This is a genomic window from Collinsella sp. AF29-7AC (genome assembly GCF_003475665.1).
In the GTDB taxonomy this organism is placed as follows: domain Bacteria; phylum Actinomycetota; class Coriobacteriia; order Coriobacteriales; family Coriobacteriaceae; genus Collinsella.
The window spans coordinates 1-15,201 of sequence record NZ_QRQX01000017.1; the positions used below are offsets into that span (position 1 = coordinate 1).

General features: G+C 47.9%; 14 protein-coding genes and 1 pseudogene. 9 read left to right on the plus strand and 6 right to left on the minus strand.

Features of this window, described 5'->3' with window-relative positions:
* The first annotated feature begins 79 nt into the window (after positions 1-79).
* Complete coding sequence (locus DWZ15_RS07965; RefSeq protein WP_147352323.1) at positions 80-622, plus strand: hypothetical protein; 543 nt, start codon at positions 80-82, stop codon at positions 620-622.
* A 261-nt stretch (positions 623-883) separates the two neighbouring features.
* Here the strand turns inward: DWZ15_RS07965 and DWZ15_RS07970 are convergent, their stop codons facing one another.
* Positions 884-1,144, minus strand: a complete 261-nt coding sequence (locus DWZ15_RS07970) for a hypothetical protein (RefSeq protein ID WP_118450340.1) — start codon at positions 1,142-1,144, stop codon at positions 884-886.
* 292 nt (positions 1,145-1,436) lie between these two features.
* Here DWZ15_RS07970 and DWZ15_RS07975 point away from each other — a divergent pair, with 292 nt between their 5' ends.
* On the plus strand, positions 1,437-2,375 hold the full coding sequence (locus DWZ15_RS07975; RefSeq protein ID WP_147352324.1) for a hypothetical protein: 939 nt from the start codon (positions 1,437-1,439) through the stop codon (positions 2,373-2,375).
* A 12-nt stretch (positions 2,376-2,387) separates the two neighbouring features.
* On the opposite strand, the gene DWZ15_RS07980 is transcribed toward DWZ15_RS07975, so the two are convergent.
* The 4 genes and pseudogenes from DWZ15_RS07980 to DWZ15_RS07990 form a co-directional block, all read right to left on the minus strand.
* Complete coding sequence (locus tag DWZ15_RS07980) at positions 2,388-3,077, minus strand: hypothetical protein (RefSeq protein ID WP_118450344.1); 690 nt, start codon at positions 3,075-3,077, stop codon at positions 2,388-2,390.
* Positions 3,078-3,236: 159 nt separating this feature from the next.
* Positions 3,237-3,590 (minus strand): annotated as a pseudogene (locus DWZ15_RS10710) (transposase); the annotation flags it as partial.
* Positions 3,591-3,629: 39 nt separating this feature from the next.
* Positions 3,630-3,956 (minus strand): transposase, encoded by a 327-nt coding sequence (locus DWZ15_RS10715; protein WP_233544690.1) that lies wholly within the window; start codon positions 3,954-3,956, stop codon positions 3,630-3,632.
* Positions 3,957-4,416: 460 nt separating this feature from the next.
* Positions 4,417-4,785, minus strand: a complete 369-nt coding sequence (locus tag DWZ15_RS07990; RefSeq protein ID WP_158572518.1) for a transposase — start codon at positions 4,783-4,785, stop codon at positions 4,417-4,419.
* A gap of 253 nt (positions 4,786-5,038) precedes the next feature.
* On the opposite strand from DWZ15_RS07990, the gene DWZ15_RS07995 reads away from it, so the two are divergent.
* The gene (locus tag DWZ15_RS07995) at positions 5,039-6,310 is read left to right on the plus strand and encodes a hypothetical protein (protein ID WP_118450348.1); all 1,272 of its coding nucleotides are present in this window, start codon (positions 5,039-5,041) and stop codon (positions 6,308-6,310) included.
* Here DWZ15_RS07995 and DWZ15_RS08000 read toward each other — a convergent pair.
* Positions 6,307-6,684 carry a hypothetical protein gene (locus DWZ15_RS08000; RefSeq protein WP_118450350.1) on the minus strand — a complete coding sequence of 126 codons (378 nt, stop codon included), beginning with the start codon at positions 6,682-6,684 and terminating at the stop codon, positions 6,307-6,309. The two genes, DWZ15_RS07995 and DWZ15_RS08000, sit on opposite strands and share 4 nt — an antisense overlap.
* Before the next feature lie 82 nt (positions 6,685-6,766).
* Between DWZ15_RS08000 and DWZ15_RS08005 the strand changes: the two genes are divergently transcribed.
* The 6 genes from DWZ15_RS08005 (at position 6,767) to DWZ15_RS08030 (ending at position 14,625) form a co-directional block, all read left to right on the plus strand.
* The gene (locus DWZ15_RS08005) at positions 6,767-8,221 is read left to right on the plus strand and encodes a reverse transcriptase domain-containing protein (RefSeq protein WP_118450352.1); all 1,455 of its coding nucleotides are present in this window, start codon (positions 6,767-6,769) and stop codon (positions 8,219-8,221) included.
* Between the two features lie 185 nt (positions 8,222-8,406).
* Positions 8,407-9,420: an AbiH family protein gene (locus DWZ15_RS08010; protein ID WP_233544691.1), complete on the plus strand. Its 1,014-nt coding sequence runs from the start codon at positions 8,407-8,409 to the stop codon at positions 9,418-9,420.
* Positions 9,421-9,771: 351 nt separating this feature from the next.
* Positions 9,772-10,563 (plus strand): AbiH family protein, encoded by a 792-nt coding sequence (locus DWZ15_RS08015; RefSeq protein ID WP_118450356.1) that lies wholly within the window; start codon positions 9,772-9,774, stop codon positions 10,561-10,563.
* A gap of 3 nt (positions 10,564-10,566) precedes the next feature.
* Entirely contained in the window at positions 10,567-11,145 is a 579-nt protein-coding gene (locus tag DWZ15_RS08020) for a hypothetical protein (protein WP_118450358.1), read from the plus strand.
* Between the two features lie 279 nt (positions 11,146-11,424).
* Complete coding sequence (locus DWZ15_RS08025; RefSeq protein ID WP_118450360.1) at positions 11,425-12,792, plus strand: FRG domain-containing protein; 1,368 nt, start codon at positions 11,425-11,427, stop codon at positions 12,790-12,792.
* Between the two features lie 237 nt (positions 12,793-13,029).
* A complete protein-coding gene (locus tag DWZ15_RS08030; RefSeq protein ID WP_118450362.1) occupies positions 13,030-14,625 on the plus strand; it encodes an SIR2 family protein in 1,596 nt (531 codons plus the stop codon).
* Positions 14,626-15,201 lie beyond the last annotated feature (576 nt).

Consider the following 15,201-nt stretch of genomic DNA (forward strand, 5'->3'; position numbering starts at 1 on the left):
GTTATACCCTAAGAGCAAACCACCCTTTTTAAGGGTGGTTCTGATTGGGCTTGTTCGTTTTTTATAAGAGGGGTGGTACTTGATGTGTGCTGTTTTTGAATTTCTTCAGGCCTTGTGTCCGGTTGCAACTATTTTTTTGACGGGATTTGTTGCATGGCGTGACACGACACACATGCATAAGGAAGAAGCTCGTCGAAGAGAGGCGGACATGCTGTCTCAGCCCTCTTCGGTTGCCGCTTGGCTCGAAGGCGATTTACGGGGCTTATCGCATATTGTTATTCGAAATGACAGCGATCTTCCTATTTATGAGGTCGTGGTTACCGTTGTTATCACTAAAGGACATGGATGTACTAAAGGAGAAGACTTAAAGGGCTGCAGCGAATATCGGAAAAAGTTCGCCCTGATTCCTCCTGGGCTCTATATTGCCGATGTCGACATGAATGGTTTTGGTGGCATGCACAGATTTCCATTGATTGAGATTGGTTTTATATGTGCAAACGGAAAGTCGTGGGTTCGCCGTGGAGATGGATCACTTGATCAAATTGACTCATCTCCCATCCTCCATTTTGAACTGGGTTTGCCCGTTGAATTTGATCCCGTCGTTCCTTACCAAATCGGATGATGCAGTTTTGTTCTAACCGTTGTTGGTTCACGGTCGCTTCTAATGGGTTGGCGGGAAGTGGGATTCGGTCGGCGTCGCGCCTCGCCTTTCTCAGTGCCGCTACGGATCTCTGGCGGCACATATAACGTTTGACGTGCTGGTCGGGTACCAATTGGAGGATGGTCTGAAAAAGGGGCGAGAATCTAGGATTCCGTTGATGGACAATAAGGGATTCATGAAAGAGCCGAACATCGAATGAAATACCTACATGCGGCGCGATGGCTATTGATTTAAGTTGCAATGTCGGTAGTTGTTGACGGTTTCGTTCTTGCGGACCGTATACGTGCAGTAAATGGGCAAGCGGTAATTGCCGTAGATGCATGCCCCGGTAACTACGGACGCTTCGAGCGGATCGCCCTGCCCGCCAGGCAGGCCATGGTAGTAGCCGGCCGCGTTCATATAGAATCGCCCGTTCATCAGGTCGTCGATGTACGCCTCCTTGGGTGCGAACTTTAGCAGGTAGGCGATGTCGTTGTTGGGCATGGTGTTTCATTTCTTGAGTAGTGATGTCCCGGGCCGCTTTGTGCGTTCGGGGTGCTTGCTACCAAGGTAATGGCGCTAGGCTGGACCCTCGTGCCGGGAGTGGTGTGTGGCGTTTGCCTGGGCTGTGCTATTTCGAGTTGACTGGGTGGTCAAGAAGTTAAGACTCGCGTCGGCTCCATTTGTCATGTCCACAAATCCGTTGGTGTTTGGTGTTAGCATCCCTAGTGTTCGCCTTGCTAGGGACATTGTTAATTGCCACAGGTATGGCTATTGCTCTATTAGGGGGATTCCCTTGGCAGATCTAGTCCATGTTTTGCCGTTCAAATCGGTGAGTGTCGAAGCTCAGAAAGCGCTCTCAAAGATTGAGTATCTCGAGGGCGATTCTGTAACCAAAGTGAAAGAGTATGACGACGTTGTACGGTCACTTTGGGAGGTTAACCAACTGTATGAACAGTTTCGATGGAACTATGGTGAACTGAGGCGCTTGGTTCCGTGCGATCAGTTCGACTTCTTACCCGACGGCTTTGCCAATGGGGGTTTTGGCGAGAGGACTGTCGTTAACGCTGCCTTTGGAAATTATGTTTCCGCAGCCCGCGGTCTTGTCGATAGAATGCAGGCAGTTATGCGGATGTATGACCGAGGTTCAAATAAAGAACTATATAAAGACTATTGGGAACTACCTTCTTCTTGGTATGACCAAGGTGGCCTCTACGTTTTTATGTATGAGATTCGAAATCCAGTTCAGCATGGTCAAACCGTTGTTTCGCTTGTCAGGGAAAATGGTGTGACTAGGGTCAGATTTGATCTTGATCAAATTGTTGATATGCGCGAATACAATACCTCGCCAAAACTTCGCGCCTTTCTAAACAAGACAATTTCGAAAATCAAAGACCATGATTCATCCGATTGTCCGTATCTTTGTTTTCGTTATACAAACATGAGTTACAACGAACTTGTTATTGAGTTATTCTGTCATTTCCTGAAATGTGCTGAGCCTAGAGTGCGCGCCGCTCGCAAGGATATGCATAGTTTGCTATTACAACACAGTAAAGCAGTCGGCAAGCTGGGCGGCTCTTCCTTTGTTGCATATGTTGATGGCGATATGACCCATGTTTATGATGAAGTTGATGTTGATCCGGTTAAGCAATTAAAAGATATACACCGAAAGGCGCGGAAGCATCTAAAGGATGCTCAAAATGCAATTGCGGCTGAGCGAAGGTTAATTCGCTAGAGAAGATCACACTCATGTTTCGAAGTCTTTCTTTCTTAGTCGACCGAGATGTCGATCGAGTTCGTACAAGGCGTCAATGTAGACTTGGGCTGAGTTGCGGATATCGCACATATCCAGGCAACATCTTTCAAAATGTAGCTTGCTATTTTCTGTTTTATTTCGGCGGCAGGTCATTAGTGCAATTTCGTTGTCCTCGACACTGTCGGTTTCTTTGAATCCTTTTGGTGTGATGCGATAGATCACTCTGCCCGGATATGAGTCGAGAAGGCTTTTCCGTCGCATATCAATACAAATTCGTCCTTCTGGACCAAAGCCGTATTCTTCATGCCTCGTCGAATTTAAGGGGTGTGCAATTACGATTGAGCGAACCGCCTCAAGATAATTACGTGCCTCTGTGAGTTCATTCTGTCTTGAGAACTCGAATTTGGTTCTAATTACTTCTTTCAAGCAGGCGTAATTAATCTGCCAGTATGCATCTTTAATCCAGGTGGCAAGTGCTACCAGAAATACGGTGTCCTTAATGTTGGGAGAAAATCCGTCTTTGATGGCAGCATTAAAGTCCTGAATGCTGTAATTAGCCTTAAGAATAAGATCAGACATTAATTCATAGTGATCTAGGTCTTTCCAAGGCCACTTCTTCCAAATGCCGCCTTTGCCTTCGCCAAGATCGTCCGTGGTTTTTAGAGGTTCGATTGATTGCACGTTGTTCCCGCCTACTTGAGTTCCGCTCGGGCTCCTCATCGTTGTACGTTGTTAATTATCATAACGACACGACGGCAAAGCGAGGGGTTGGGTCACATTTTCTGGTACCGTCAAGTTTCTTTCGCAAATTGATTTAGCCGTCCTCGGCTCCGTCTCCTTCTAGCCCTCCGCTTTTCCCTTCAGCTCGTCCATCTCTTCCGGTTTGGACATGTCCAGGTACCTCCTCTTGCCCCATTCGTGCTCCGCCATGCACTTCAGCCTCGCTGACACCAGCATGAGGGCCGATTTGCCGTCCGGGAAGGTTCCGACGGCCCTCGTCCTCCTCCTGATCTCGCGGTTGATGCGCTCGATCCCGTTGTTCGTCCTGATTCGGTGCCAGTGCTTCGGCGGGAATTCCGTGTAAGCAAGTGTCTCGGCGAGCCCGCCGCGCACCGTCCTCGCGGCCGCTCCGAGCCGTACCGACTCCAACTCGTCCGCCACCTCCTCGGCCTTCCTGCCGCATGCCTCGCGCGTGGATCGCCTTCAACATGCGCGCCATGGCCTTTCGCCTGGTCACGGAACCCCTCCCGGCACGTTGCGGTAGAGATGCACCGTGTGCAGCGCTGGCAGCGGGTCCCCCGGGGAACATTTCCTCGAGCGCGCCGAGCATCCCCGTGCACTAGACTCGACCTCCCCGGCCCCGGTGACGAGCTTTCTGGCGTAGTGGCCGCCGCGGTGGGCCTCCCGGCCCGCCGCCCTCTCGTAGCGCCCGGTCCCGACGAGCTCGGACGCCTCCTCGTCGAGCAGCGCGTTGAGCGTCTCCTCGACGGTCTTCCTCACCAGATTCTTTATGTCCTTGCGCAGCGACTCCTCGTCGACTGTTACGATGTTCGCAGACACGGCCCGTGCCCCTTTCGTCGTTGATTTGTTGTTTAGCCGCTAGAAATCATATGACGGGGCGCGGGCCGTGTTCCGCTATGCGGTTGTCAATTTGCGAAAGAAATTATGCGTCACCATTGCGCTCCTTATGGTTGTCAATCCGTGCTATCAACTTTCTCGGCTTCGTAATGGCAGGCTTCATGGGTGTTCCTTGTCGTGTGTGCTTCGCTTATTTAGTTTCTATGTCCCTGATGACAGATGTCGCTGAAAACTTCAATCAAGTTGGCACTGCGCAGCATCGCGTACGACATCTCGGATTGTTTGTGCGCGGCGTTGTCGCCCGCCTCGATTCCATACGCTACGGCGCCTGGGGCGTGCGTCCGTCGATTTCGAGCACGTGGTAGTGTCGAGAAAGTTGGTGTAGCGTCCGATCCGAAGCGAGTCGGCCCGGCGTCCTGGAACCTGGAACACGGTTGATATCCTATGCCGCCTCGATCCTGTCCGTAAGCTCGAGGCCCGATTCGATTATCTTCCTGGCTCCGCTTCCAGCCGCGCCCAGTCGACCGTCCCTTCGATCTCGCACGTGCGACCCTCGTCGTAGAGCTCGCTCATCTTTGCCTCCGAAAAGGCACCTCGACTCCTGCCATGCCTCGTCCTGCTCGCTCATGACCGAGCCGGCCAGACGCATCAGCGATGCCGTCGAGGGGAACGCCTGCACCACCCTCGACCTGCACTTTATCTCGCGGTTTGTCTGCTCCTGGACGTTGGTGATGCGCAAGCGCTTCCTGTGCGACAGCGGGAAATCGTGGTATGCCAGGGCGTCCGGCTCGGCCTCCTCGAGGATTGCCACCGCCCTCGGGCAGCACCCTTTCAGCATGTCGCACGCCCGCGCGGTACATGGCGGTCACGGTGGCGGCGTCGCGCCTGCGGAACACCTGTGAGACGATCCTGCCCACGCGGCGCCTGAGCTGCCAGGAGCCGGCCTCGCGCATGCAGCCGCGGCAATGGGTGCGGAATCGCGTACTCGTTGTCGCTAGATGGCTTCTACATTAAAGTGATATGTAAACAGGGTTAATCTGTTCTGGATGTAAGGGGATTGCGTGATGAAAACTCAGTTATTGGTTTACAGGCAGCAGAATTGCGGATTCACGGAAACAAATGACCTTACGATTAGGGAATTTAGCAAGGCGGACGCATTCGATGCCTTTGATCTAACAATCATTGACCTGCAAGATAATCATTTATGGAAAAGCGATTTCTCTAACGATAAGCTAATGTACGATCATGCGGACATATCCTCTATCCGGCAAATGATGCTGCAGTCAAATAGTGCTAAATGTATCGTCACGCTCCCACAAAACTACAGGTATTCATATTGCTATGGATATAACCTGGGGACTCATGCGGAGGAATACAAGCACAATAAACCGCTAAAGGATTTTATTAAAGATTTTGCTGACTCTCCGATAGGCGAACTGTTCCCCTTGCCGCTTCGAATTTGTTTTGGAAAATCGAAAACTATCCTATCAAATAAAGAGTTTCATTCAGATTTTTCTTTCAGCACGCCGTTTACTGCTTCTTCTAAGCCACTATTAGTTTCGAACGCTTCTACAGTTACAGCTGTACTGATATCCGAGACCTTCGCAGCTACTACTCTTCAGATTAATAATAATGACGAACTATCGACGGTTGTTGATGGTATTTTTCCAGCTAAAGTGCAGCCTGCTCGTACTCCTGATTGGCTGGACGAAGTTGAATATCATGATGAAGAAGCGCAAAGAGTACGAATTAAAGAGATTAACGAGAAAATGGCTCTCCTCAACGAGGAGAGGAAAGGAATTGAGGAAGTACTTTCTGATTATCAGAACATTAAGTCGGTCCTTTGCACCAAAGACTTCGACCTCGAAAACAAAGCTCGTCATCTCTTGGCAAAGATTGCCGAGGTTGATGAGGACTTTCAAGACAATAAGGAAGAGGATTTTAGGTTCTCATACGATGACACTCTCTTTTTAATAGAAATAAAAGGTAGCAATGGTGGGTTAAAACGACAGCATGTGTCTAAGACATATGATCATGTCCAAATTAAAGCCGATGCTATGGAAGACGAAGGATGCTCCGGTAAGTTAAAAGGTGTCCTTATATTTGCATCGCAAATTGAAATTAGACCCGGAGAGCGCGATCCGTTCCCTGCTACTCAGATTGCAATTGCTCGTAAAAATGACATTGCAGTTCTTTCGACTGAGACGTTGCTTCGTTGCTATGAAGCCTATATAGAGAAACGTCTGACTTCGGCTTCTTTTAAGGAGACCTTGCGTCAAACGTGTGGGCTTATAGGCATAGATGCGTTTGGGTTAGACGCATCCGATCACTGCTAGCGAATAGTGAGGGTGGCGACTGTGGTGAATTTGGTGTACCGGTCAATCTCAGTGGTCAAAGGCCAAAAGTTAAAAAATCGTACATAATTTATGCACCAAGGCGCCATTAATTGCATGAGTCGATTTCTCATAAGCTGTTTAATCAAAGCAAGAATGGGAATAAAGCTTACTGCCCATCGCGAATTGGCGATGGGGTACGCTACTGCCGTCAATATCGCAAACGACGCAATTCCGACGTTCGCAACATTGACACCAGCGTTGCCTGCGGCTAGCTGGATAAGGGCTTCGATGGTCATAAGTACCAATTCCTCGCTTTCGTCTAGTATGCCATAGGCAAGCATTGCTTTAGGTGGCCGCGAAAGCGTTGGCTGCACTTGCTGCGCCTTTAATTAGCCTGTCCGGGGAGGGTTAGCCGCCGCTTGTTGATCCGGACAGGTTGATTTATTTGGGGGTATTTTGGCCGAGTTCGATATCACTCGTATTCCTCGATATAGTTCCAAAAGTTCATATGCCCATTTTGATCATAGGGTTTCTTTTGCCGAAGCTCAGACCAAGATCTTAGATTCAGAGTACGTTTCCCACCACGCGTTCTACCCTTTAATTTCCAACGAGATCATTGCTGTTCGGTATCGTGGAGGTAAGCGAAGCTGCAAGGTTCGCAATATCGCTTATGCCTCTCATTTTGATCACCGCGTCCTCCAGTACTACTCTTATCTGTGGTCGGACTTATATAACAAGAAGGCTATTGCCGAAGAGTTTAATGAGGTTGCCGTAGCATACCGCTCTTCCCTTTCATCAGACTGCGCCGTAACTGCTGCCAGCAATATTTCCTCAGCTAAAAAGGCTTTCGATTATATACGCGAGCAAGATTCGGCTTTTGTGCTTACGGGTGATTTCGAGAGCTTCTTCGACAACTTAAATCATGCTCATCTAATGACGTCGTTGCGTTCGTTGTTTCCCAGTGGACGCTTACCGGACGATCACTATCAAGTCATTAAAAATATCCTTCGCTATTCGTGCTGGCCTATTGCTGATTTGGCTGCTCGACATGAATTGCCATGGCCAGCAATCGATCCTACTCGGGAGAAAATGATCAATGAAGCGGCTATCGAACTTCGGTTCAAGTCTATTCGTGAACTTAATAAGCTAGATGTTATCTTGCCAAAGTCTGAATTTCTTGCAAACAAGAGCAATATTATTACCAGACCTTGGGTACGGGATGGCTCTGCGCTGGGCATTCCTCAGGGTCTTGCCGCAAGCGGAGTGCTCGCTAACATTTATATGGCCGATATCGATATGAAAGTCAGACTTGCCGTTGAACGAGTTGGCGGCTTGTATCTTCGTTATTGCGATGACTTTATTGTTGCCGTTCCAAAGTCTGGCTTTGATGCACTTGTAGAAGCCATCAATTTAATGGCCGATGTCGATTCCGTTAAACTGCAACCTGAGAAAACCAAGGTGTTCCGGGTTGATGGCGACGGAGTTGCTCAGCTTGATTTTGAAAGCGTTCGTGCAGGTAAGGTCTATTCGTACTCCGGTGCACATCCGGCGCAGAAAGTTAGTTTCCTGGGGTTTGACTTTGACGGGCGCGTTGTAAGACTTCGACAGTCTACGGTTGGAAGGTACCATAAGCGTCTCCGTGAGGCGGCCACTGCGATTGCGCGTTCTAATGAGGGAGAGGGGAGACACGCGTCCAAGAAACGGGTCTCTGCTTTGTATCAACATTATTCGCCGCTTGGTATTAAGGGAAGAAGGTTATGCCCATCGGGTGATGCTGGCCCTTCTGTATTTTCTCGCTATGGGAACTTTCTTTCCTACGTAGCGAGAGCCCAAAAGGCGTTTCCAAATGATCCGATTGCCCCTGATGAGGCTAAGATTTACAGGAAGATTCAACGCTTGAGTGCTCGGTAATTTTTCTGCTATAGCTCCGATCGATTTCGACTACAAATAGACGATTAATTAAAACAATTGATAGTTGCCGGTCGCTGTTACTCGGTAGCTCCCTTCGTTTGTCCATGTGGGACGCTATAATTCCCAAAAAGACAAGGGTTCAATTATAAGGGGTTGGCTTGGCGAGTAATCTATCCGTGACGGTCATGGTTGGCAATGGATTTGATTTGTCGGCAGGGTTGAAGACAAGCACCACTAGGTTTATGGATTTCTTCTCCAAAAACCATGCTTCGGATGAAGGCCCAGTTGGCCGTTTGGCAGGTTGTATCGAAAAAGAAGGAGCGCGGGAGTGGGCCGATTTTGAGAAAAAATTAGGTGAGTACACTTCCAATCTTGAGGCTGACGAGGAAGACCCAGTTGAATCCGCGCTTGATTGCAAAGAAGCAATAGATATCGATCTTGCCGCTTTCATCGCATTGGAAGATAAAAGGGCAACCGATGAATTCATCGAAGCTAACTCTGAATCTGTTATGGCCTCTTTGTCATATTGGTACTCTGCGTTGCAACCTCTGGAAAGACAGCGGATTCTTGGTCACTATTCAACTGATTTTGTGCTGAGTGTTTCGATTGTCACATTTAACTACACTACGTTACTTCCTCGTATATTTAACGCTGTCGAAGCAAACGGGTGTGCTGCCCCTGAGGATGGCTTGGGTGTTTCTTCTATCCGGCTCACTCGACTTGTCCAAGCTCATGGTGCTCTCGGACGTGAACCCATATGCGGAGTTAATGATGTGTCCCAGATTGGATCGGACGCTCTTTCCAAAAACGAAGATATTGCGTCCACCTTTGTAAAAGGCGAGATACAGAAGCTATTCGGTTCCGTCGATGACCATAAAGCAGAAGATTTTATTCTTAGGTCCAATATACTAATAATTTTTGGTTTGTCGCTTGGAGAGACGGATATACGCTGGTGGGAAACTGTGGTGAAGCTTCTAAGATCAGGCGAAAATCGCTTTGTTTTGATAGCTTCGACTGAAACTGTATCCGCTAGAAGGAGCCCTGCGTCTTTCCGCCGTTTTTCAAAAGAGCTTAAGGAAAAATTGTTGAGCCGCGGCGGCGCGAACGATGATGAGAAGCGATTGCTTTCCGAACGAATTTTTATTATCCCCGCCGGTTCAATTTTCAGATTTAAAAGCCATATTCCTGATGCTGATTAGGTCTGATATATGATCGCTTCGATTAATGAGCGACTCATGAGAGGGCTCAAAGGTTGATTTGCGAGTTTGATGGCATTGGATTGACGACCACCGAGTGTCTCTCGTTCACCTCAATGGTTCTTCTAAAGACGGAGTGTTGGCGTTACCAGCGTAGTGGCGGTATGGAGGCGTTGCGGTCATTATCTGGGGATCGGAATTGGTCAAAATCGTTTGACTATTAGTGGCTAAAATCGCCCGGCGCTAACGATGAGCCGAAGTGCTATCACGGCCTTTACTAAGAAAACTGATCTCATGACGGGGTGTTCGTTGGCGCATTCAAAAAACTATCTGCTTTGAAAGGCTACCTATCCAATGAACCCGCGCATCTCTCATCAGCTTCTTGTTCTCGGTAACGGTTTTGATATTACATGCGGTTTAAATTCTCGGTTTGTTCAGTTCTTCAGACCGAGGATGGCTGTTATCGATAATAATAAAAACATCAGTAAAAATGGCTGGGCAAAAACTCTCTCTGCCTCAGGTATTACCGCCTGGGACTTGATTCTCTATTTCCGTAAAGAATTTGCTGATAAAGGCTATGACGTTAATTGGAGTGACGTCGAGTTAGCGGTCTCCAATGTTATCGAAATGGAGCGCAACTCTGGGGCGCTTCCGTCCTCCTCACCTATTGATAGACAACATTTTGTCGCTATTCGAACTCTCCTCGAGTATTTTGTGTTTCTGCAGTCTCATCCCTGGATTAAATGGCCGAATCACTATTTAACACAATTGAATGAGAAGATCGAAAAATCGACTGGATACGATTGGGGCAAACTGCAAGAAGACGTTTTCCGCGAAATGCGTGAAGCGGGATATTTTGAAGATGACGACGATTCCGGGCGTCTCCACACTGTCTCCGATATCTTCCCCTATACGTATGCGGATATTGATGACTATCGAGATGCGTTGAAGGAGCAAACGCCGGGTCTTGCTGTCGAAGTCGTTGCTAGCTTTCTCTGCGGCGTATATGTGGACGTTAAAAGTTGGACGCAAAACCCTCTTCGTTCGGTGCTCGAACAAGAGCTTCATAAGCTAGAAGCTGAGTTCAGTCGATATCTTAGTCGCGAAGTAAAACTTAACAACGAGTATTACGAGGCTTCGGAATAGCTAATGGAACAGTTGTTGTCTGGCATAGCGAGCTGGGATGGCGGTTGCGTTACAGCGGCTACTGTGCTCAGTTTTAACTACACAAGCCCGTCGATTCCATCAGTTTGGCGGAGCGAGGCGACGTTTAAATTCATTAATATCCACGGCAAGCTTAACGGAGATATTATCTTTGGTGCCGATGGTACAAACTGTATGGATGATCCTGGGGCGGCAAGATTTTTTAAGACATTTAGAATTATTCGTTCTGGGAGGCCCGGCGGGGGAGAGCCAATTGCATTTGGCGCGCCATTAAAAGAAGAACCTCGAGAAACAGTTGTTATCAAAGTGTTCGGGCATTCTCTTGCGAAGGCTGATTACGCTTATTTTCAAGCAATATTTGACATTGTTGATATATATACAGGTCCGGTTGAACTGGTGTTTTTCTACAAATCCTATTGCGAAACTGCTCGTGAGGAGCTGCTCCTTAATATATCAAGGCTGCTTGACTCGTACGGCGCATCAATGGACAACCGGGATCACGGGAAGAATTTGATGCATCGGTTGATTTTGGAGGGGCGGCTGTCTGTCGTTGAACTTCCATGATGATTGGGGATTTGTGGCCGTCCTCAGCCAAGGCATAGCCTTTTGTTTGTGCTAATCGTCAGTACCCCTGCACCACTATTTCAACGCGATTATTCACTGACCCCGTCACGAGTAATTTTGTCCGCGCGATAGATTAGTCTTTTAATCGGTTTGCCACATTTAAGCTGGCGTGAGTATGTATCTTCTTGTGTCTTCGGCGTGCGCCTTATTTTAGCGGGGAGCGATTTGGCATTTGAAGATATGTATGGTTGGCTACCTTGACGAGGAAGATGGTGGGCATTGGAAAACAACGACCAACGCTACAAGGTTATCGATCACGGTGGCCTGATGGAGTTTCTTCGAGAGGATATGATTGATCAGCTTCGAGGGGAGGAGATGACTCTTAGCACCCTTTCGGGTGAGAATTTTTATACTCCTCGCAATAGCCTTCTAGAAGTCTGTCGAGAGTATCTTGAGCGCGATCCCCAAACCGATGCGGTTTTGATCCAATATCCCCATGGGATCATTCTCGAACAATCTAAGAGGCGATTTTTCTATCGAGGCGAAAAGCAGATTTATCCACGGTCTGAATCATCGCTCAAGAGAAAACTTCGACAGTTTAGCAATATTAAAGACCAAGAGCTGTATCGTCTCGTGGCAGATATGCGGCTATTTGAGTTCAGCCGCTTTATTGATCAGTTTCAGTCCGTGCGGGAATGGAATCGTTGCGATGTTCTTTATGAACTTTTGGGTCAGCATTACGGCTTGGAGACCAATTGGCTGGACGTGACGAACGATTTCTCATCGGCGCTCTTTTTTGCAACTTGCGTTTGGGATAAAGGCCGCTGGCGTCCGCTTTCGCATCGGGACATCGAGCGAGATGAGTGTTCCAAATGGGGCGTTATTTATAGAAAGAGCGCTGCGCGTGTTGGGCTGGACGAATGCATGCGCATGGGAAAGTACATTCATCGCTTGCATGAGCCGCGTCCACTATTAAAGGATGTTGGGAGTAACATCCCCGTTCCAATTGGATACCAGCCTTTTGTGCGTAGCTTTATCCAGAGTGGTTACGCAATATATGACCGCGGAGCAATGCCGCTGCAGGAGGACCCTTCCTTTGAGCAGTACAGGTTTGAGCAAGACCCTGAATTTTCCAAAGACATTTTTGACATGATGAATGGCGGGAAAAGGATTTATCCGGATGAAAGTCTTACTGAGGCGCTTCCAATTATTGGCTCAATTGCGTGCGCGACGTCATTTCCCAAGGAAGCCTTAAACTACACCCTTACAAGGAGCCATTATTATCGTGCCGAAGATTTTGGAGCAGCGCTAGCCGATCTATCTAATTTTCGAGTGGATGGAAAGCCTATCGAGATTAAAGCTGAACATCCCTGGAGCCTGCCGCGTTACCTAAGAAGGCGGGTTGATCGTCTTGGTAAAACGGAGAGGCGAATAATGGACAGCCTCCAGATGACAACTAGACTATCTCCAATGAGTCGTGGTCTTGAAATTTGGGCGCCATGGATGCTTCCAGAATGCGAGTCCGATCGGGGTGTCCTAGATATGGATCCCAGAATGATTGATGATGGGAACCATACGGTGTTTACGGATCGGTTCTACTTTCGCATGATGTACAGCACGATGATGGGAGAGCTAAGCCCATTTTAGGGCGGAAACGCTTCTTTTCCTATTAGCGGGGTACGTTCAATTGGCGAAAGCGGCTGAGAAAGTGCCTTAGCCAATCAACATCAACTGTTATCTAATGATTAGGCGCTGATGCTCTATTGGGCTGCATTATTTGTTCCATAAGTTGGTTGGTGCCCGTGCGATTACGAGTGATATTTATAGCAATATACAAACAAATGTTCTATAATTTATTAAATTGTGAAGTTGGGAGGCGTTAAGGTGGAAGCCGAAAGAAATGACATTGTAGACAGCGTTGTTAGCCTGATAAATGGAGTGGGCCGTAGTCCCTATCTATTCGTTGGCTCGGGGTTTTCCCGTAGATATATGGGGACCGACGATTGGGACGGCTTGTTAAGACACCTTTGCTCCCGTCTTTCTGATGATCCTTTTCGACTCGATTCCTACCTCGCCCGCTGTTCAGATAATCCTGCTTATGGCGCTTTGCCCTCTGCCGCGACTATGCTTGATAAAGATTTGCGGATAGCCGTGCTCGAAGAGCCTCGGTTCGCTTCTTTTAGAGATGATCATGCGGAAGATGTTCGTGGGCGTAAATCTGTTTTAAAGATCATGGCTGCCGAGAGGCTATCCTCGTTTACGCCTCGCCATATGACTCATGAGCTCGATACTCTGAAGGAGGTTGGCAAGCGGCGCATTTCTGGAGTCATTACAACCAACTATGACTGTCTATTGGAGTCACTGTTTCCAGAGTTTAAAGTTTTTGTAGGTCAGGACGATCTTGTCTTTCACAGAACTTTTGAAATGGGTGAAATATATAAGATCCACGGGTCTATGGATAATCCTGAATCTATGGTTCTTGAGGAGGCGGATTACGCAAAACTCGCCGAAACCCAGGATTACTTGGCGGCCAAGCTGTTAACTATTTTTATGGAATACCCAATTATTTTTATCGGTTATTCCCTTAACGACCCCGATATCCAAGCTATCCTCATGTCGATTTCGCGCTGCCTCGGTTCAAACAATCTTGCTTTGCTTAGAGAGCGCTTTATCTTCCTTACTAGGGGAGAAAATGCAACTTCAACTCATTCGTTTACTTTTCCAGGTATTGGCGAGATAAGCATGACCGAGATTAGGACGAACGATTTTGGTGCGGTGTATGAAGCAATCGGACAATCCAAATGTTCCTTCTCGCCCAGGATTATTCGTGAGCTGCGCAGGAGCATCTACGCCTTGGCTGATGAGGGCGATCCGAATGACTCTCTGGTAGTCGAAGCGAGTTTTAGCGACCTCGAGAGACTTCCGGAGGGACAGCATCTTGTGCTGGGTATCGGTGTTGCGAATGCTTCTTTAGGGCACGGGCATATGGTCAAAGCCGAACTTTTATATCGTGATGTTGTGTTTGATGACGAACATGTTGCTCCTAAGCTTGCCGTCGAGGAATATCTTCCTTCGCTGCTTGCTTCTAACTCGGGTGGTTTGCCCATGTATAAGTATTTAAGCGCGTATTCAGGGGAAGTTCTTAATCCAAGGATGCTAAAGGAAATAGATGAGAAGAAGGATTTAGATGCTTTTCTAAACAACAGCCTACGAAAGGCAAAAGGTTGCTATCATCTTTCGGGAATTAGACACTCGGTTCAGTCTGTTATAGCCAACGAAGGCTTTGAGGAAGCATTTAAAAAGCTTGTGCTACTCGAAGAAGACGAGATCGATCTAAATAAGTTGCTTGAATATCTGAGGGCGCTCATCACGGACGATCGCAAGATAATCCACGGTAATAGCGAGCTAAAACGGCTTATTAGAATGTATGATTTCCTTAAGTACAAGAAGGCCTTCGACATATCGGCTACTAGTGAGTAGTCCCACCTAGCGTCTATGAAGAAGGCCATCTTTGTAAACTATGGCATCTGAGCGTATAGTGCGAACACCACGTTCAAATGCATACTTAATATAACGCTTTCTGCTTGAAATCACAATGGTGTCAGTTTCGACCTGCCAATCAAGGGAAGATGGTGTAGAGAATCTTCCTGCAATACAAAAGCTCTTTGGGAGCTTTAAGGGTGACGCTTTCAAACTGAGAGTGTTGCCCTTTTTTCATGTATGCAATGTGTGGCGTACTAGCCAAGCACCATCCCGGCAATGGAATGATCGAGCATGGGCGGCTTCTACTGATTGACGTGATCGTGGTCAAACAAGTGATATCGATTAGAATTAAATCAATTGCGCTGGAAGCCTTCGGGCGACACCTGAAGAGGGCTGATGCGTCGGCCCGCTTTTTTGTTTGGATGTAAGACTCGGCCTGGCATAACAAGGATTTCATTTGGGGAGAAACAAATATCCGGCGGTTTTCCGCTTCGTGACGCACGGTTTAAGCGTGCTTTTCGGAAGTGCGGGGAAAAATCGGAAACCTCCGAGCATAAACAGAATTTCGGCAAC

Excerpts from the sequence above, each read along its gene's own strand:
- DWZ15_RS07970 (WP_118450340.1), bottom strand. The coding sequence starts at position 1,144 with ATGCCCAACAACGACATCGCCTACCTGCTAAAGTTCGCACCCAAGGAG.
- DWZ15_RS07995 (WP_118450348.1), top strand. The coding sequence starts at position 5,039 with ATGAAAACTCAGTTATTGGTTTACAGGCAGCAGAATTGCGGATTCACG.
- DWZ15_RS08010 (WP_233544691.1), top strand. The coding sequence starts at position 8,407 with ATGGTTGGCAATGGATTTGATTTGTCGGCAGGGTTGAAGACAAGCACC.
- DWZ15_RS08015 (WP_118450356.1), top strand. The coding sequence starts at position 9,772 with ATGAACCCGCGCATCTCTCATCAGCTTCTTGTTCTCGGTAACGGTTTT.
- DWZ15_RS08020 (WP_118450358.1), top strand. The coding sequence starts at position 10,567 with ATGGAACAGTTGTTGTCTGGCATAGCGAGCTGGGATGGCGGTTGCGTT.